The organism is Thalassorhabdomicrobium marinisediminis, from assembly GCF_003072065.1.
Lineage (GTDB): Bacteria > Pseudomonadota > Alphaproteobacteria > Rhodobacterales > Rhodobacteraceae > Octadecabacter > Octadecabacter marinisediminis.
Map to the genome: position 1 here is coordinate 20,785 of NZ_QCYG01000011.1, position 18,769 is coordinate 39,553.

Sequence of the window (18,769 nt, forward strand, 5' to 3'; positions counted from 1 at the left end):
GTTCAATGCTTCCTTTCACCGCTATACACGGTTGTGAATTGCGCGCCGTTCTGCGGGCCGGTGGCCGAGCTGAGTTCGAATTTTTCGCCGTGGAAACTGGACAGGCACAGCTCGATCACCTCGCCGCTGTCAAGGTTCGTGCATTGCTCGGTCCGTAGCACAGAGGCGGGCGGCACAAGCTTAAGGAGCTCCGCCTCGGCTGGGTTCGCAAGCGCTGCGCGAATGGTTGTCGTGCCCCCGACGAGGGTGAGGTTGAAATCGCGGCGCAAGGTATCGAAAAGCGATCGTTCCGCGAAGTCGTAGTGCAGTAGCCCTGGACAGCGATGCTCCGGTAAGTAGGACGTCTGGATCGCAAGGGGCCGATCACCCAGCAACCGCAAACGGCTTAGCTTGGTCACCGGCGCCTGCACGCGCATCCCCAAAGCTAACGCGATGTCCTCATTAGCTTCGACCCGCTCCAGCGCCAACACTCGGGTCCGGACATCCTGCCCCTGACTGCGCAGATCTTCAGTGAAGCCAACCAGCAATCGCAGTTCTTGCCGAAGCGGCCGCTCAGCCACAAAGGTTCCCTTCCCCGAAACGGTATAAAGGACGCCATCGTTGACAAGATCATAGATCGCGCGGCGGGCGGTGGTGCGACTGACACCATGCAGTTCGCAAATCTCCCGCTCCGACAGAATTTTGTCGTTCGGCTTGAAGGTCCCGGCAGCGATTTCTCTCAGGATCGCCTCCCGTACCTCGTCGTGGAGCGTGGCGAGGGTCATCGTGTCAACTCCAGTCTCTTGGTGCTCGCGGCATCGAAAACGGAAATACGGTCAGCCGTCGCCCTGAGCCGCACCACGGGGTCAAGGCGATCGGCGTCTTCGGGGGCAAGCCGTACTGCGATCCGCTGACCGGCAACCTCGATCCACACCAACGTGTCCGCGCCCAAGAGTTCCGCGACCACCACCTTGCCGGTCAGATCGGCGGCCTCACCCTCTTCGCACAGGGCAAGATCCTCGGGCCGTATGCCGACAACGATCTCGGTGCCGTCTGCCGCTGTCAGTCCCGGAATTGTCAGGGCGCCATCCGCCAGTTGGGCATAAGCCTGCCCCGCGTCAGACCGGACGACAGCGGGGATCAGGTTCATGGGCGGCGCGCCGATGAATCCCGCGACGAAAAGGCTGGCGGGCCGATTGTAAATCTCTTCAGGGGTGGCGAATTGTTCGATCACACCGCCGTTGATCACAGCAATGCGGGTGGCCAGTGTCATTGCTTCAACCTGATCATGGGTGACGTAGATAAACGTTGCGCCCAATCGTTGATGCAGCGCCTTGATCTCTACCCGCATCTCGGTTCGCAACTTCGCATCAAGGTTCGACAGCGGCTCATCGAATAGGAACAAAGACGCTTCCCGCACCAGCGCGCGCCCGATCGCCACGCGCTGACGCTGCCCGCCCGACAGGGCCGATGGCTTGCGGTCCAACAACGGCGTGATCTGCAACAGATCGGCGGCCCATTCGACGCGCTTGCGGATGTCCGCTTTCGGCAGCTTTTGCGTTTCGAGACCGAACGACAGGTTGTCGCGGACCCTCATTGAAGGGTAGAGCGCATAGCTCTGGAAAACCATTCCGATATCGCGATCGGCTGGCTCGACCCCCGCAACGTTCTGGCCATCGAACAGGATCTCCCCGCTTTGCAGATCGTCGAGCCCGGCAATGGCAGACAACAGGGTCGACTTCCCGCACCCAGATGGCCCCAGAAGCACCGCGAATTCCTGATCGGCGATGTCGAGCGATACATCACGCAAGACTTTCAACGCGCCGTAGCTGCGCTCCGCATTGCGTATGGTGATCTGTGTCATATCATTATCCCTTGATCGCGCCGGCGGTGACACCCCGGACGAAATACTTGCCGGAGAGGAGATAGAGCAGCAGCGGCGGCAGAGCCGTGATCAAGGTCGCGGCCATGTTGACGTTGTATTCCGGCACACCGATGCGCGTGCCGACGAGCGAAGCCAGCTGCACGGTCATCGGCAGATTGTCGCGTCCGGCAAAAATCAGCGACAGCAGATAGTCATTCCACACGCCCGTTACGGAAAGGATCAGTGCAACGATAATGATATTTCCCGACATGGGCAGCACGATGCGCCGGAAGATCCGGAAAAAGCCCGCGCCATCCACCCGCGCGGCCTTGATCAATTCCGGCGGCAAACCCTTGTAGAAGTTGCAGAAAATCAGCGTCAGGACCGGAATGCCAAAGATGACATGCACTGCGACGATTCCCGGAAGGCTGCCGTAGATCCCCACGGTCGACGCCATGCGAACCAACGGATAGATCATCACTTGATAGGGAATGAACGCGCCCAAAAGCAATGCGGCAAGGATCGCACCGGCCCGGGGCACATTCCACAGCGACAGGGCGTATCCGTTCAGCGCCGCGAGGCCGACGGACAGCACGGTGGACGGGATCAGGATGATAACCGAGTTCCACAGGCCGGCCGAGATACCCTCGCAGGTTCGCCCGATACAGGCCTCCCCCCAGGCCCGTGTCCAGGCCGCAAAGCCCGGCTCCACCGGCAAGGCAAAGACCGATCCGGCACGCACCTCCGCGGCTGTCTTGAGAGATGTGGAAATCATGATCAACAGCGGGATCGAAAAGAACAGCGCCGCCGTGAAAAGAAACAGATAGAGGCCAAAGTGTTGCGCACGCACGATCGACTGGCGATGCCTCGGGCTGCGATACCGGGCGGATCGGGCGGCCGTCACGGTCTGGCCTTCCGAATTCTCTGGATACAGGCCGATAGCAGCAAAATGACCAGCACCGCGAGCAGCATCACCGTGGCACCAGCGGAAGCAAGCCCGATATTCGCCCTTTGGAAAAGGTTGTCGACCACGAACTTTGCGGGCAGATCCGTCGAAAACCCGGGGCCGCCGCCGGTCATGGCCACAACAAGATCGTAGCTTTTGACGACGTTCATAGCCAGCAGCACCACGCACACCAGCAGCACCGGGGTCAACATCGGCAGGATGACCCGTCGATACATGCGGACCTTGGGAATGCCATCGACGCGCCCTGCCCGCCAAATTTCGGAATCAATCGACCCGAGACCCGCATATACGATCGCCATGACCAGACCGGACGATTGCCAGACACCGGCGATCACCAAGGTGAAGATCGCTTTTTCGGGGCTGGAGAGCCAGTCGAAAACAAAGCCTTCAAAGCCAAGCGATCGCACGAAGGCCTGCAAGCCCACAGTCGGGTTCAGGAACCACTGCCATGCAAGGCCGGTGACGATAAAGCTCAGTGCGATTGGGTAAAGAAAAAGCGACTGCAGAAAGTTCCGGCCGCGCACGCCCTGATCGACAGCGATAGCAAGCGCGACGCCGAAAACGAGACACCCACCAACATAGAGCGCGCCAAAGATGAACATGTTTGCGAATGCCGTGTGCCATCGCGGCTCGCTCCACAGCCGGATGTACTGATCGAACCCCGCAAACTCGTATTTCGGCAGAATACCCGAGGTGGTGAACGACATGCCAATGGTCCAACCAATTGAGCCGTAATAAGCGATCAGACAGATCACAACTGTCGGCATGAGCGTGAGTACCGCGGTGCATCCCGCGCTCCACTTGCGCTTACCCGCTCGTCCAACAGCCATCGCGCCTGCCCCCCTCAAAACCTTGCACAACCTGTTATATCAGGTTACAACCTAAGGTGTCAACGGGCCGACCGGCTGCTTTGTCAGCCATCGTTCTCGCGGGCATACACGGTTCAGGGAGGAAGAATCATGAAGCATATCAAACGAATGTCCGGAACGGCGGTTGCAGCCCTGCTCTCGCAAGGGGCGCTTGCGCAAGACGCACCGGAGCTGGACGTTATCCACTGGCTCACCGCCGGAGCGGAACAGGCGGCGATCCAAGTTTTGGCGGACGCGGTCGAGGCGCGCGGCGGAACTTGGGTCGACTCGGCCGCGCCGGGCGGCGGGGCGGATGCACGGGCGATCCTGATGAGCCGCATCGCGGGGGGCGATGCGCCCGGCGCTTCATTCCTGGCCCTCGGACCTGAGGCGATCGAGCTGGGCGAAGGGGGTGCGCTTCGCGACCTGCGCGAGATCGCGTCCCAGCACGGCGTTGAAAATGTTGCACCCGTGATGGTCGACATCTCCAGCACCGAGGACGGATCTCTCTACGCGCTGCCGATCGGGCTCGAGACGCAGAACCTCATGTACTACTCCCCCGCGGCATTCGAAGCAGCCGGCGTGGACATGCCGCAAAGCTGGGATGACGTCATCGCCAGCGCAGACACCCTGCGCGATGCTGGCATCATACCGGTCGCGGTCGGCGCTCAGGCTTGGCAGCTTGGCATTCTGTTCACCTCGGTTGTCGTCGGCGAAGGGGGATCAGACCTTTATGCCGCAACTTTTGTCGACAAAGACAGTGACACCGCTGGCAGTGCGGACATGGTGGCCGCGTTCGAAACCATGCGGGCGTTGTCCGACATGGCTGATGAAGGGGCGGCGAACCGCGCGTGGAACGACACGCTGAACCTGCTGGCATCGGGCGATGCGGCTTTCCAGATCATGGGAAGCTGGGCCGGGGCCGAGCTCGCGAACATGGAGCTGGAACAAGGCACCGTTTGGGACTGCGCACTCGCGCCCGGAAACGATGCTGTTGTCGTTGAAGGCGCCGGTTTCATGTTCCCCGAACCCTCGTCGGGCGAAACCCGCGCAGCGCAGGATATCTTCGTCGAAGTTCTGCTTGATCCGACCGTTCAGGCGGAATTCGGTGCCGTCAAAGGGGCCGTTCCACCAAGTTCCACCGCCGACACATCCGCGATGTCGAGCTGCACACAACTTGTCGCCGGTGTGCTCGGCAGCGAGGATGGCACTGGCCTGCCGACGATCTCAGCCTCCCTGTCGAGCGACGGGTGGGGCCAGGTTCAGGATATGCTGGCGAACTTCTGGGCTGACAGCTCCATGAGCGCGCAAGCCGGGGCGGATCAACTCGCCGCCATCATTGCTTCGCAAAACTGATCGATTTTCCCCGGCCGCACATCGTGGCCGGGGCAATGGCCAAGTATTTTCAGCGCGCGAAAGGGCAACACCTTCTGTGTCTTGCCCGACACCAGCGCCGCGCCGGTCCCAGCGGAAATGGTGCGGAGGGAAAGCCCCCCAAGCGCCTGTATCGTCGCGGCCGCCAACCGGCACTCTACAGGCTCATGCGCGCTCGAAGTTGCGAGCCAGACGCCTGTCCGCTCACGGCGTCCTTTGTCCCTTCAACGCCTGTGCCAAAGCGGAGCCGAGGGCACTTTGCTCCCCATCGCCCTTAGGCGTTGCATGTCGTTTACCGCCTGATTTCGGCTTCGCTGCGGTCGCCTTGTTGCGCGATTGCCCTGCGCTGTTGTCTTTGCGCATCGTCAGTCCAATCCGTTTGCGGGGCACGTCGACCTCGGTCACCCGCACCCGCACCACGTCGCCGGCCTTCACAACCTCATGGGGGTCCTTCACGAAGCGGTCCGCAAGCTGGCTGACGTGAACCAGCCCGTCCTGATGCACGCCAATATCGACAAAGGCCCCGAAGGCCGCGACGTTGGTGACGGTCCCTTCGAGCGACATGCCGGGCTTGAGATCGGTGATGCTATCGATCCCCTCGGCAAAGGCAGCGGTCTTGAACGCCGGTCGCGGATCGCGCCCGGGTTTTTCCAGCTCGGACAGAATGTCGCGCACCGTGGGCAGGCCGAATGTTTCGTCCACGAATTGCTCGGCCCGCAGATTGGCCAGCGCACCAGTGTTGCCCATGATGTCGCGGACATCGCGCCCACAGGCCTGCACGATCTTGCGGGCTACGCCGTAGGCTTCGGGGTGGACCGACGACGCGTCCAAAGGCTCACTCCCGCCGGTGATGCGCAAGAAACCGGCGCATTGCTCATAGGCCTTCGGCCCCAGCCCGCGCACGCCGAGAAGGTCCTTGCGGCTGACATAGGCCCCGTTGGCATCACGGTGTTCCACGATGCTCTGCGCCAGCGACGGCCCCAGCCCCGCGATATGCGACAGCAGCGGCGCGGAGGCGGTGTTCAGATCGACGCCGACCGCATTCACGGCGTCCTCGACCACGGCGGCCAAGGATTGCGCAAGCTGGCGTTGATCCACGTCGTGCTGATACTGCCCCACGCCAATCGCTTGGGGTTCAATCTTAACCAGTTCGGCTAGCGGGTCCTGCAAACGCCGCGCGATGGACACCGCCCCGCGAATAGACACATCGACATCGGGAAATTCGAGCGACGCCAACTCCGAGGCCGAATAGACCGAAGCCCCGGCTTCGGACACGATCACCGGCGTCGGGCGGGCGACACCCTCGGGCAGACGTTTAAGAACATCGACGACCAGCCGCTCGGATTCGCGGCTGGCGGTGCCGTTGCCGATGGCGATGAGCGACACGCTGTGCTTCTGGATCAGGTGGCGCAGGGTCTCCTCGGCGCCGGCCAGGTCCTTGCGCGGTTGGAACGGGTAGATCGTGGCGGTGTCCAGAAGCCGGCCGGTGCCATCGACGACCGCGATCTTGCATCCGGTCCGAATGCCCGGATCGAGCCCAAGGGTGGTGCGTGCACCTGCGGGGGCCGCCAGCAAAAGGTCGCGCAGATTGCGGGCGAAGACGTCGATGGCCGTCGCGTGTGATCTGCGCCGCAAGTCGGTCAACAGGTCCATGAACATCGACAGGCTCAGCTTGACGCGCCACGTCCAAGCTGCGGCTTCGCGCAGCCAGACATCGCCGGGGCTCTGTCCGGCTAGGCCGATCTCGGCAGCAATGATCCCGACAAGACGCGTCAGACCGTCCTCATCCGCAGGACCGATATCGACCGTCACGATCTCTTCTTTCGAAGCGCGCAGAATGGCCAAGGCGCGGTGCGACGGGATCGTTGCCCATTTCTCGGAGTGGTTGAAGTAATCCGAAAACTTGGCCCCCGCCTCCTCCTTGCCGGGGTTCACGCGCGCCGTCACATGGGCAATCTCCTGCATCACCTGACGCAACCGGCCCAAGAGCGTGGCGTTCTCGGCGAGCTCCTCGGCCAGAATGTCACGTGCCCCGTTCAAAGCGTCCTTCTCCGTCGCTACGTTCTCGGAGAGGTAATCCCTGGCGAGCGTTTCCGGCACGGCCGTCCGGTCCGCCAGAATTGCCCGCAGCAAAGGCTCCAACCCGTTCTCGCGCGCGATCATCGCCCGCGTGCGCCGTTTCGGCTTGAACGGCAGATAAAGGTCCTCAAGCGCGGCCTTGGTCTCGGCCCCCGCGATCTGCCGCGTCAGATCGTCGGTTAGTTTTCCCTGATTTCTGACCTCATCTAGGATCGATGCGCGGCGTTTCTCGAGATCCCGCAAATAGTCCAGCCGCTCGGCCAGCTTACGCAGTTGCGCATCATCCAGACCGCCGGTCACCTCTTTGCGGTAGCGGGCGACGAATGGCACGGTATCGCCGCCATCCAGCAGCGCCACCGTGGCCCTGACCTGTTCGGGGCGGGCATCAATGTCACCGGCAATGGTGCGGGCAATTCGGTCGGCTACGGCGGTCATGGGGCATCCTCAAGCTGTCTGGATGATCCGTGATACCGGTGATGCGACCGGGGGCCAAGCGCGTATTCTGCGCGCGGATCGGCGCCGTCCGCGCGCCCCGCTGTTCGGGATTTTCGGCCCGGTTGACAACCGGAATCGGCCGCCCGATAGTGCCCCCACATAACCAGGGGTGCTCCGGTCCGGAGCTGAGATACGCATGAGGCGTAGACCCTTCACAGCTGATCTGGGTAATGCCAGCGGAGCGAGGTGCAGCAATGTTCATAGGCGCGCAAGTGTCACTGTATCCGATGACGTCCGATTTCGTGGATGTCATCATGACCGGGCTTGAGGCCCTTTCCCCTTACGAGGCTGATCTCAGGATCGAGACCGACGACATGTCGACGCTGATGGTCGGGGCGCCGGAGCCGCTGTTCGCCGCGATCCGCGATCTGTTCGCGGCGGCGGCCAAACGGCCCGAACATGTGACGATGCACGTGACCTTCTCGCGCGGCTGCCCCGGTGAGCCGGACGACCCGAGCTGCCGCTGCGAAACGTTGGAGCAGGCGCAGGAGCAATCCCTGAGCGACCGGCAAGCGCTGGCCGCACAAGCGGTCGTTCAGGCCCCCGATCTGGGCGTCGGGATCGATGTGCAATTCTCGCTCTATGTCATGGGGTCCGGCAACCACATGGATGAAATCTACGGCTGCATCGACTTTCTGAAGGGCAGCGGCACCTTCCACGGGTCCAAGAACTTCTGCACACGTCTGCGCGGGGATGCCGGCGCGGTGTTCGAAACGCTGCGACAGGCGTTCTTGCGCTTCGGTCCGGCGCAGGGGCACGTGACCATCGACATGACGGCCTCGGCCAACAGTCCCAGCCTGCGCTGAGATGTGACGGAGACGGAAGCGGGCGCGTGAGCCCTGCATCCGGAGCATATGACACGCATCAAACATCTCTTTCCGGCCTTCGTGTTGCTGGCGGCTTTCCTCGGCCTATGGGAAGGCTACGTGGCCCTGACCGGCGCCCCGGCCCTTGTGTTGCCCGCCCCGAGCGACGTGGTGAACGGCTTGCGGGTCGAGTGGGACGACATCGCGCGGCACACGCTGGCCACGCTGGGGGTCGCGGTGGTGGGCTTCAGCCTTTCGGTCGCTTTCGCCTTCATAGTTTCGGTCGTCCTGCATTTCTCGGGCTGGCTGCGCCGGGGCCTGATGCCGCTTCTTGTCGCCAGCCAGACGGTGCCCATCGTCGCCCTCGCGCCGCTGATGGTGCTGTGGTTCGGGTTCGGTTTGCTGCCGAAGGTGCTGCTGGTGATCCTTGTGACCTTCTTTCCCATGGTGGTCAGCCTGACGGCGGGCTATGCCAGCCTGCCGCGCGCGTTCCGCGACCAATTGGTGTCCATGGGGGCCACGCGATGGAGCGTCTTTCGTCGTGCCACTCTGCCCTCGGCGCGGACGCAGTTCTTTTCGGGGCTCAGGATTTCGGCGACCTATGCCATCGTCGCCACGATCTTCGCCGAATACGCAGGTGCGCGGCGGGGGCTTGGCATCTACATCCTTGCGGCCAAGAACAATTTCCGCGCCGATCTTGTCCTGTCCGCGGTGCTGGTCTCGGCCTGCCTGACGCTCGCGCTTTTGTCCGTGATCGCGGGGATCGAACGGATAACAGGCCGCCGGTATCGACGGGGCGCCCATGCTTGAGGTGCGCAATCTGACCATCCGGGCGGGCGCGGAGCCGCTGGTGAAGGATCTGTCGCTCAGCCTTGCCGAAGGCAGCTTGACCTGTCTGATCGGCCCCTCGGGCTGCGGCAAAAGCTCGGTCATCAAATGGCTGGCCGGCGTGCTTGCGCCGGAACTGACGGCGCAGGGGCGGGCTACGATCGACGGCGTGCTCGCCCGTTTCCCGCACCACGACATCGCCTATCAGCCGCAACAGGACGCGCTGTTTCCATGGCTCACCACCGTCGAGAACGCGGCCCTCGGGCTTGAGATCGGCGGCATGGACCGGCGGGCCGCTCGGGCGCGCGTGACCGAACTCTTGCCAATCTTCGGGCTGGAGGAGCATGAGGACAGCTTCCCCGATCAATTATCCGGCGGCATGCGCCAGCGCGCCGCGTTCCTGCGCACCATCGTTCAAGACACGCCGGTGCTGCTGCTGGATGAGCCGTTCTCTGCGCTGGATGCGGTGACCCGCCTGCGCTTGCAGGACTGGCTGCTTGAACGGCTGGCCGAGCGCCCGCGCGCCGTCCTGATGGTCACCCACGACCTGTACGAGGCAACCCAGATGGCCGACCGGGTGCTGGTCATGACCGGCGGGCCGGGTCGCATCGTGGCAGACATCCCCATCCCCACACCCATCGGCGCGCGCAGCGAGACTGCGTTGGCCGGGACCCGCTCAACCCTGAAACGCATGTTATTGAAGGATACATCATGAAGATCGCCCCCCTGAGCCTTAGCCTTGGCCTTGCGGCCACGTCCCTTGCCGCCGATGAGGTGAGCATCGCCCTCGACTGGACGCTGAACACCAACCACATCGGTCTTGTTGTCGCGCAAGAGAAAGCCTTCTACGCCGACGCGGGGCTGACGGTGGACATCCTGCCCTATTCCGACACCGCCTCAACCGCGCTTCTGGCCGCGGGGGCCGTGGACTTCGCCTATATGACCGCGCTCGGTTTCATGTCCGCCAAGGCGGGCGACGCGCCGATCACGGCGCTTTGGGCCACAATCCAGAAAGAGGCCGGGCGGCTGGTTTACAACAGCAACAACGACGCGATCTCGCGCCCTGCGGATCTGGAGGGCAAGACCTACGCAGGCTTTGGAAGCGCCTGGGAAGACGCCCTGATCTCAACCATGATCGAGGCGGACGGCGGCACAGCGGACTACGACACGGTGACGCTGGGCACGGGCGCCTATGAGGCGCTGGCCTCGGGCGCGGTCGATTTCACGCTTGAGGTCACCACCTGGGAAGGGGTGAACAGCACGCTTCTGGGACACGAGCAGTCGCATTTCGTCTATGCCGATTATGGCGTCCCCGAACCGCAAGGGGGCTACATCGGCACGCAAACCGCGCTGCTGGAAAGCGACCCCGAGACGGTGGACGCCTTCATGCAGGCGACCCAGCGGGGCTACGCATGGGCCGCCGCCCATCCGCAGGAAGCGGCCGAAATCCTGATCGGCGCGGGTGATTTCCCCAATGAAGACCTCGTCCGCGGCTCCATGCGCGTGATCGACGAAGGCGGCTATCTGACCGATGGCACGACGCCCGTGGGCCAGATCGACGAAGCCCGTCTGACGGAAATGGCGCAGTTCCTTTATGACAGCGGCGTGCTGCGCGGGACCGACGGCCAGCCCCTTGCATGGCCTGGTAGCGTGTCGGACTGGTTCGACCAAAGCTGGATGGCCGAATAACCAAGGCCAAGCGACCACCAGCCATAGAAGGGCCGCGCTATTCTCCCGCGCGGCCCGTAGAGAGGCATCTGACGGCAACCCTCACCGGCCGAGCGTGGGCCATAGTGGCCACGGCGCAGGCCCGTCGTGGTCCGACGGTAGCCCGATATCACGCCGCAGATACGCGCTCAGCGTGTCAGAGGTGGGCGATGTCTGCCGCGCGGTCCGAAACAGGCGTTTGAACATCTTCGCATTCCTTACATGAACAATTTTCTTGAACATCGACTGCAAGGGCTGTTCTGTGAAACGGATAGACAACATGACTTCCATCAATTTCTCTCATGATAGTGAACTCGACCGCCCTGCCCTCCCTGACCTGCCTGCGCGCCTTCGTTGCGGTGGCGGAGCTGAAAAACTTCACCCGCGCCGCCGAGGCGCTCGGGTTGACGCAGACGGCGGTCAGCCACCAGATCGCGCAGCTTGAGGAGTTCGTCGGCAAGCCGGTCTTCGTGCGCAGCCGGACGGGTGCGGTGCTTACGCCGGCGGGGCGGACGTTGCGTCCCGCGGTCGAGGGCGGGCTTGCCCTGTTGCGCGACGGGGTCGCCACCGCCCGCCGGGCCGGTGCGGCGGGCCGTCTGACCCTCCAGACGACACCGGAATTCGGCGCGCAATGGCTTGCCCCGCGTCTTGAAGGTTTTTTGCGCGACAATCCGGACATTTCGGTCAACCTGTCGATGGACTACCGCCGCGCGGACCTGAAAGCCGGAGAGGCCGATCTGGCGGTCTGGCTGGGCGGCGCCAGCCCGGAGCTGGACAGCCGACGGCTCAGGCTGGAGGAGGAGTTCCCGGTCTGCGCGCCCGACGTTGCCAAAACCCTGCCACCCACCAAAGCCTTCTGCGCCGCGCCCCTGCTGCGCTATCGCGGCGGGCGTCATACGGTGCTGGATTGGGAACGGTGGCTGGTGCAGATCTACGGGGAAGCGCTCGCAAAGGACGCCCGGATCGCGCGCCATCTTGACGACCGCTCCACCCCCGAGTTCGAGACCTTTTCGGCGATGCTTGACGCCTGCCGCGCCGGTGCCGGCTTCGCCTTGGTGCGATCCTCTCTTGTGGCCGATGATCTGGCGGCCGGACGGCTTGTGAGGCCGGTCGAGGAGGCGATCTTGTCAGACCTGCACCATTACATCGTCGCCGATCGCGCCGCGCTGGACCGCCCCGAGGTTCGGGTCTTCCATGACTGGATCGTCGCCCGGGCGCACGATGACGGGTCTTCGTAGCCGGTCCCCGCGCCTGCCGCGCGGCCCGGAACATCCGGCGCACCTGCGTGGTTTGTCTGACAGGAGGACCCGATATGACCCTACGATTCGAACAGATTCTGGCCGATGGCGTCGCCGAATGCTCCTACCTGCTGGGCGACGACGCAACCCACACCTGCGCGGTTGTCGATCCCCGGCCGGACGTGGAGATCTACCTTGAGGCCGCCCGCCGTTTCGGTCTGGCCATCACCCATGTGTTTGAAACCCACATCCACGCCGATTTTCTGAGCGGCGCGCGTGAACTGGTGGACCGGCTCGGGGGGCAGGCAAAGCTTTACGTCAGCACCGAGGGCGGCGCCGAATACGGGTTTGAGCATGAGCCCGTGCGCGACGGCGACGAATTTACCTTTGGCGGCATGCGGATGCGGGCCCGTTTCACGCCCGGACACACGCCCGAGCATATGTCCTATCTGCTTTTTGACGGCGACACCGAAACCCCTTGGGGTGTCCTGTCGGGCGATGCCTTTTTCGTCGACAGCGTCGGACGCCCCGATCTACTGGGCGACGATCAGTCTGACGCGCTGGCCGAACAGCTTTTCCACACGGTCCGCGACGTCTTCATGGCGCTGCCCGACGATGTGATCCTTTACCCCTGCCACGGCGCGGGGTCGGCCTGCGGGCCGGATATCGGTGACCGCATGTCCTCCACCATCGGTTATGAACGCCGGTTCAACCGCTACGCCCGCATCGAAGACCTCGATGCGTTCAAAGAGGCGATTTTGGGGGACGCGCCGCCGGTGCCGAACCATTACCCACGCATGAAGAAGGTCAATTCCGACGGCCCCGAAGTACTGCGCAACCTGCCACGGATCGAGCCGATGACGGTGCAGCGTTTCGCCGAAGCCGCGGAGGGCGGCGCCCAACTGCTCGACGTGCGCGACATGCTGGATTTCGGCGCCGGTCACGTGCCGGGAAGTCTCAATATCGGGGCCCGGCCCGAGCTTTCGGTCTGGGCCGGCTGGCTGCTCGACCCGGAGCGCCCGATCCATCTTGTCCTGCACGATGATCGTGATCTGCCCCGGGTGCTGCGGCTGCTGTGGCGCACGGGCTTTACCGATTTTGGCGGCTATCTTGCAGGCGGCATGGCCGCCTGGCGCGAGGCGGGCCGCGATTTTGCCCAGCTCGCCCAGGTCTCGGTGCATGAGCTGAAGAAAGCGGAAGATCTGCAACCGCTCGACGTGCGCAAGCCCGACGAATGGGAAAGCGGCCACATCCCCGGCGCGCGCCACGCCTTTCTTGGAACGCTGCGCGACGACCTCGACAGTCTTGATCGTGCGGCCGCCTATGCCACCTATTGCGCCAGCGGTTTCCGCGCGTCGATTGCGGCGAGCCTGTTGAAAAAGAACGGCTTTGAACATGTGCGCAACGTGCCGGGAAGCTGGAAAGCCTGGCAAGCCGCAGGCTACGCCGTCGAACAGCCGGAGTGACAGGCGATGCGCGCGTGCCATCGCAGAACACGGGGCCGCAGGCTGCGCCATTGGCCTGCGGTCCTGCGTTTGCCGGTTAAAAAACGGATTGGCGCGGGCGCAATTGTAAATCGGCCTCTATTGCGCGGTCGTGCCTTAAAAGATTTCCTCTGCTTCGAATTGACAATTGTTCTGAACCTGTTGTTCTGGCATCGAAAGACCCTGCACAAACGCAATAGCCCTTTACCATGACCGGTTTTGTCACCCTATTGTGCAAGTCTTGAACCACTGCGCGACTCCGTCGCCGACAATCGTTTCAGGAGATGCCCGTGACCTTCCGTTTCATTCATGCGTCCGACCTTCATATTGGCCGCAAATTCGCCAATATCCCGCAAGCGGCCGACGGCAACATTCGCGGCCGCCTGATGGAGGCGCGGCATGCAGCGATCGGTCGTCTGGCACAGGTGGCGCGCGATCAGGGCGCGGCGCATGTCCTGCTGGCGGGCGACACCTTCGATACGGCGACGCCCTCGCCCTCGGTGATCCGTCAGGCACTGGCCGCGATGGGTGAAGCCCCCGGGGTGACGTGGTGGCTGCTGCCGGGCAACCACGACAACCTGCGCGACGCCGAACCCTTGTGGGAAGCGATCCACCGCGATGCCCCGGCCAATGTGGTGGCGCTTGTGGAAGCCACGCCGCACGCCATGGGTGACGCGGCGACCCTTCTGCCCTGCCCTGTCGCCTTCCGCGCGGGCGCCAGCGATCCGACCGAGCCGTTGGTCACGATGGCCAGCGACGCAGGATCCTTGCGGATCGGTCTGGCCCATGGCGGCGTGACCGATTTCACCGAAAGCGGCGCGGCCATTGCGCCGGACCGGGATCGCAGCGCGCGGCTCGACTACCTCGCGCTGGGGGACTGGCACGGGCGCATGGCGGTCTCGGACCGAGTGCACTATTGCGGCAGCCCCGAGCAGGACCGCTTCAAACACGACCGCCGGGGCGTCTGCCTGAGCGTGGCAATCGATGGCCCCGGTGCGGTACCGCAGATCGTCGAGGTCGAAACCGGCAGCTTCCTGTGGACGCAGGTGGACCTGCCATTGCACCCCCGACAGGACGCCGCCACAACACTGGACGAGGTTCTGCCCGACACAGGTCGGCGTGACGTCCTGATGCGGGTGAACGCGACTGGCTGGGCGGGATTATCCGATCACGTGGATCTGCAGCGCGCCGCCGACCGCTGCGCCCCCGACTTCGCGCATTTCGAATTGCTGACGGACGCCCTTGGCACCCAGTATGAACCGTCGGACCTTGACGAGATCGACCGCGGCGGCGCGTTGCGACTGGCGGCGGACGGGCTGATGGATGAGGCGGAGTCGGACAGCCTCTCGCAAGAGGATCGCGAGGTGGCCGCCGACGCGCTGGCCCGGCTCTACGCCTATGTCCGGGAGGCCGCGCAATGAAGATCCGCGGCATCACCCTGAACAACGTGCGACGCTTTTCCGATCCGGCCCGGGTGGCCGGGATCGGCGACGGGCTCAACGTCCTGTGCGAGCCCAACGAGCACGGCAAATCCACGCTCTTCGACGCGATGCAGGCGCTGTTTTTCAAGCCGCACGGGTCGCGCGACAAGGACGTCGCCGCGCTGCGGCCCCACGCGGGCGGCGCGCCCGAGGTGACGGTCGAGGTCGAGACCGCGGACGGCGTGTTCAGCGTCGCCAAACGCTGGTTCCAGAAGCCCGCCGCCACCGTCCACCGCAACGGCACGCTGATTGCGCAATCCGACGCGGCCGAGGCCTGGATCGGGGAGCTGCTGGGCAACGATGCGGGCGGTCCGTCCGGGTTGATCTGGGTGCGACAGGGTATGACGCAGCTCACCGGCGGCTCGAAAAAAGAACAGGACGCGGCTTTGGAAGCGCGCCGCGACCTCATGACGTCTGTGGGCGAAGAGGTCGAGGCGATGACCGGCGGGCGGCGGATGGATCAGGCCCTTGCACGCTGCCGCGAGGAGCTGCTGATCTATGCCACCGCGACCGGGCGCCCGAAGGCGAGCGGCCCGTGGAAAGACGCGCAGGAGGAGGTCGAGGCGCTCACCACCCACCGCGACGGACTTGCCGCGACCACGCAGGAATTGCACGACGCGTTGGCCGAACGCGCCCGCACGCGCCGCGATCTGCGCGAGCTTGAGGCCCCCGAGGCCGTGCAGGACCGCCAGAGCCGGCTTGACGCCGCCCGCGCCAACCATGCCGCCGCCGAACGCCACGCCCAAGAGGTCGAGGCCGAGACCCGCAAGCTCGACATGGCGCGCCTGACCGCCGAGGGCGCGCAGAGCCGCCTCACCGCATTCCTCACGGCGCTGACCGAACAGGAAGAGGCCGCGCAGCTTGTCGCGCAGGCCGAAGCCGAGGCGCAGGACAAACAGGCCGAGCTTGAGCAGCAGCGGGTACTGCGCGATGCGGCCGAGACCGCATTGGCCGCAGCGCAAGAGGCGTTCGAGGCGGCCGAGGCTGTCCGGACGCGGGCGCTGCGGGCGCAGGCTGCCAGGGATGGGGCCGACCGCCGGCGTGAGCTTGAAGAACGCATCGCGCAGGCCGAACAGACCCGCAGCGCGATGGAGACCGCCGCCGCCGACGCGCGCTCCGGCCCCGACGCCAAGACCCTCAACCGGCTCGAGACGCTGGCGCAGGCCCATGCGACGGCCATTGCCACCCGCGACGCCACGGTGACGCAGGTCATCGCGCAGTATGCCGAAGGCCGCAGCGGCGCGATCCGCGTCGGCGATACGCCCCTGCGCGACGGCGCCCCCCTGCCTCTGCCCCGCGCCACGCGCCTGACCATCGACGGCGTCGGCACGCTTGAGGTGCGCCCCGGTGAGGGCGGACATGACGACACCTCGGTCGAAGCGGCAGCCCAAGCTCTGCGACAGGCGCTCAATGACGCAGGCGCAGACGATCTCGACATGGCCCGCAATGCCGCTGCGGCACGGGCCGAGGCCGAGCGTCGCCACGGTGAGGCCAAGGCGGTGCTGGACAGTCTGGCCCCGCAGGGGATCGATCAGTTGCGCGCGGCGCTGGCGAAGATCCCGCAGAGCGACGCTGATGCGGACACCCCCGACCCCGAGCAGGCCGAGGCCGCGGTGACGCAAGCCCGCACAGCGCTCGAGGCCGCACGCCTTGCACGGGAAGCTGCGTCCGAGCGCCATGCGGATGCCCGCGCCGAGGCGATGCGGACCGAGACCACGCTCACCTCGCTCCGCGACCGCCTGAAACGGGCGCAGGATGCGCGGGCGACGGCGGGCGACCGGTCCGAAGCCGATCTGGCCGCTGAAGCAGAAGCCGCTGCCGCCGCCTATGGCACTGCGCAAGAGGCGTATGCCGCCAAAGCGAAAGATGCGCCGGACCTCGCGGCGACCAAAGCCGCACTGGACCGCGCCGAGTCCATCGTCGCCCGCGCGACCGAGGACATCGCCCGCCTTAAGCCCCTGCTCGCCCGACTGGACGAGCGCATCAGCCGCTCCTCCGGCGACGCGGTCGAGGAACGGCTGGCCGAGGCGGACCAGCAGCTTGAGGCCGCGCAGGCCAACCTTGCGCGGGTCGAGCGCGAGGTCGCCGTGCTCACCCGGCTTGAACAGGCGCTCGAAGCGGCACGGAACGAGGCGCGCGAACGCTATTTCACCCCCATTGCGAAGGAGTTGAAACCGCTGCTGCATCTGCTCTGGCCCGAGGCCGAGCTGACCTGGGGCGAGGAATCGCTCCTGCCTGACACGCTCACCCGGAATGGCGTGACCGAACCGATTGACGTGCTGTCGGGGGGCACGCAGGAACAGGTGGCTCTGCTGGTCCGGCTGGCCTTTGCACGGATGCTCTCCGCCTCGGGACGGGGCGCGCCGGTCATTCTGGACGATGCGTTGGTCTTTACCGACGACGACAGGATCGAGCGCATGTTCGACGCGCTGCATCGACAGGCGAGCGATCTGCAGATCATCGTGCTGACCTGCCGCCAACGCGCGTTCCGAGATCTGGGCGGCAAAGCCCTGCGCCTTGCGCCGCTTGGCACAGCCGGCCCGGTCACGGACTGAAAACCGGCGCGATCAGGGAAGGCCTGCCCGAACACCGCCGACGCCCTGCCCCGTCACTCCATGGGAAGCAGCAGCGTCACCTGTGAGCCTTCGCCCGGCGCGCTCTCGAACGTCATGCGGCCACGGTGCCGGGTCACGATGTGTTTGACGATGGCAAGGCCCAGACCGCTGCCCCCGGACCCGCGGGAGCGATGATCGTCAACGCGGTAGAACCGTTCCGTCAGCCGGGGGATGTGGTGGGCTTCGACACCGCCGCCGGTGTCGCTGACCCGCACCTGCGCCCAAGGTCCGGCGCCGCCCGCGCTGCCCGACACAGGGGCGCAGGCCACGGTCACAACGCCACCGGCTTCGCTGTATCGGACGGCATTCTCAACCAGATTGGTGATCGCCCGGAACATCTCGCCCGCGTTGGCCCGCACGCACAGGGGCCGGTCCGGCAGCGAGGTTTCGATTCGCACCTGCGCCCGTTTTGCGACCACGGCCAAGGGGGTACAGGCCTCGGTGATGACCGTTTGCAGCACGATCTGAGCGTCCGGCGCGCGCCGCTCGTTGGCTTCGACCCGTGATAAGGTAAGCAGATCGGCCACCAGCGCGTTCATGCGGGCAACTTCGCCGCTGAGCACCGGCAGGAAAGGCGCCACCGCGTCGGGGTCTTCCGTGCAGGTCTCCAATATGCCGGTGATCGCCGTCATCGGTGACTTGAGCTCATGGCTGAGGTCGGTCACGAAATTGCGGCGCGTCTCGATGGCCTTGGCGGTTTCGCTGACGTCCTGCAGACAAACAAGGACATCGCCCGAGGGCAGTTTCGCGCCCGTTGCGTTGAACACGCCCCGGGCGCGGCCCCGCAACGTCAATTCCTCGGCCCCGGCTGGGGTGCCCCCACGCGTGGACTCAACAAGGCGCACAAGGTTGGCGTGCCGCAGCACGGTGAGATAGCTGCGCCCGGCCTGCGCATGGGGAAACAGCGCGCGGAACGCCCCATTGCAGGCCGCGACACTGTCTTGGTCGGAAATCACAAGGGCCGGCACCGGAATGGCCTCGATCCCGTAGTCGTCCATGACGGC

15 protein-coding genes and 1 riboswitch are annotated in these 18,769 nt (G+C 64.9%); of the genes, 9 read left to right on the top strand and 6 right to left on the bottom strand.

Annotated elements, in window-relative coordinates; all coding sequences use genetic code 11:
* Positions 1 to 2: 2 nt before the first annotated feature.
* The 4 genes from DC363_RS15185 to DC363_RS15200 are packed head-to-tail and all read right to left on the bottom strand — an operon-like array spanning position 3 to position 3,517.
* The gene (locus DC363_RS15185; RefSeq protein ID WP_108642008.1) at positions 3 to 764 is read right to left on the bottom strand and encodes a GntR family transcriptional regulator; all 762 of its coding nucleotides are present in this window, start codon (positions 762 to 764) and stop codon (positions 3 to 5) included.
* Positions 761 to 1,843: an ABC transporter ATP-binding protein gene (locus DC363_RS15190; RefSeq protein ID WP_108642009.1), complete on the bottom strand. Its 1,083-nt coding sequence runs from the start codon at positions 1,841 to 1,843 to the stop codon at positions 761 to 763. Before DC363_RS15190 ends, DC363_RS15185 begins: the two co-directional genes overlap by 4 nt.
* 4 nt (positions 1,844 to 1,847) lie before the next feature.
* Positions 1,848 to 2,747, bottom strand: coding sequence for a carbohydrate ABC transporter permease (locus DC363_RS15195; protein WP_108642010.1), 900 nt, complete (start codon positions 2,745 to 2,747; stop codon positions 1,848 to 1,850).
* Positions 2,744 to 3,517 carry a carbohydrate ABC transporter permease gene (locus DC363_RS15200; protein WP_241963032.1) on the bottom strand — a complete coding sequence of 258 codons (774 nt, stop codon included), beginning with the start codon at positions 3,515 to 3,517 and terminating at the stop codon, positions 2,744 to 2,746. The genes DC363_RS15195 and DC363_RS15200 overlap by 4 nt, the downstream gene beginning before the upstream one ends.
* A gap of 252 nt (positions 3,518 to 3,769) precedes the next feature.
* Here DC363_RS15200 and DC363_RS15205 point away from each other — a divergent pair, with 252 nt between their 5' ends.
* The gene (locus DC363_RS15205) at positions 3,770 to 5,014 is read left to right on the top strand and encodes an ABC transporter substrate-binding protein (RefSeq protein WP_108642012.1); all 1,245 of its coding nucleotides are present in this window, start codon (positions 3,770 to 3,772) and stop codon (positions 5,012 to 5,014) included.
* A gap of 222 nt (positions 5,015 to 5,236) precedes the next feature.
* Here DC363_RS15205 and DC363_RS15210 read toward each other — a convergent pair whose 3' ends face one another.
* Positions 5,237 to 7,546, bottom strand: a complete 2,310-nt coding sequence (locus tag DC363_RS15210) for a Tex family protein (RefSeq protein WP_108642013.1) — start codon at positions 7,544 to 7,546, stop codon at positions 5,237 to 5,239.
* A 155-nt stretch (positions 7,547 to 7,701) separates the two neighbouring features.
* Positions 7,702 to 7,808: riboswitch (TPP riboswitch) on the top strand.
* Between DC363_RS15210 and DC363_RS15215 the strand changes: the two genes are divergently transcribed.
* From DC363_RS15215 to DC363_RS15255, 8 genes are all read left to right on the top strand, one after another.
* Positions 7,801 to 8,412 carry a YkoF family thiamine/hydroxymethylpyrimidine-binding protein gene (locus DC363_RS15215; RefSeq protein ID WP_108642014.1) on the top strand — a complete coding sequence of 204 codons (612 nt, stop codon included), beginning with the start codon at positions 7,801 to 7,803 and terminating at the stop codon, positions 8,410 to 8,412. Its footprint overlaps the riboswitch before it by 8 nt.
* A gap of 48 nt (positions 8,413 to 8,460) precedes the next feature.
* Positions 8,461 to 9,222 (top strand): ABC transporter permease, encoded by a 762-nt coding sequence (locus tag DC363_RS15220; RefSeq protein WP_108642015.1) that lies wholly within the window; start codon positions 8,461 to 8,463, stop codon positions 9,220 to 9,222.
* A complete protein-coding gene (locus DC363_RS15225) occupies positions 9,215 to 9,955 on the top strand; it encodes an ABC transporter ATP-binding protein (protein WP_108642016.1) in 741 nt (246 codons plus the stop codon). Before DC363_RS15220 ends, DC363_RS15225 begins: the two co-directional genes overlap by 8 nt.
* Positions 9,952 to 10,929, top strand: coding sequence for an ABC transporter substrate-binding protein (locus DC363_RS15230; protein ID WP_108642017.1), 978 nt, complete (start codon positions 9,952 to 9,954; stop codon positions 10,927 to 10,929). Before DC363_RS15225 ends, DC363_RS15230 begins: the two co-directional genes overlap by 4 nt.
* Before the next feature lie 320 nt (positions 10,930 to 11,249).
* Positions 11,250 to 12,185, top strand: coding sequence for a LysR substrate-binding domain-containing protein (locus tag DC363_RS15240; protein ID WP_108642019.1), 936 nt, complete (start codon positions 11,250 to 11,252; stop codon positions 12,183 to 12,185).
* Between the two features lie 74 nt (positions 12,186 to 12,259).
* Complete coding sequence (locus DC363_RS15245) at positions 12,260 to 13,651, top strand: MBL fold metallo-hydrolase (RefSeq protein WP_108642020.1); 1,392 nt, start codon at positions 12,260 to 12,262, stop codon at positions 13,649 to 13,651.
* Between the two features lie 302 nt (positions 13,652 to 13,953).
* Entirely contained in the window at positions 13,954 to 15,090 is a 1,137-nt protein-coding gene (locus tag DC363_RS15250; protein ID WP_241963034.1) for a metallophosphoesterase family protein, read from the top strand.
* Positions 15,087 to 17,705: an AAA family ATPase gene (locus DC363_RS15255; RefSeq protein WP_108642021.1), complete on the top strand. Its 2,619-nt coding sequence runs from the start codon at positions 15,087 to 15,089 to the stop codon at positions 17,703 to 17,705. The genes DC363_RS15250 and DC363_RS15255 overlap by 4 nt, the downstream gene beginning before the upstream one ends.
* Positions 17,706 to 17,758: 53 nt before the next feature.
* Here DC363_RS15255 and DC363_RS15260 read toward each other — a convergent pair whose 3' ends face one another.
* Entirely contained in the window at positions 17,759 to 18,763 is a 1,005-nt protein-coding gene (locus DC363_RS15260; protein WP_108642022.1) for an ATP-binding protein, read from the bottom strand.
* Between the last annotated feature and the right edge of the window lie 6 nt (positions 18,764 to 18,769).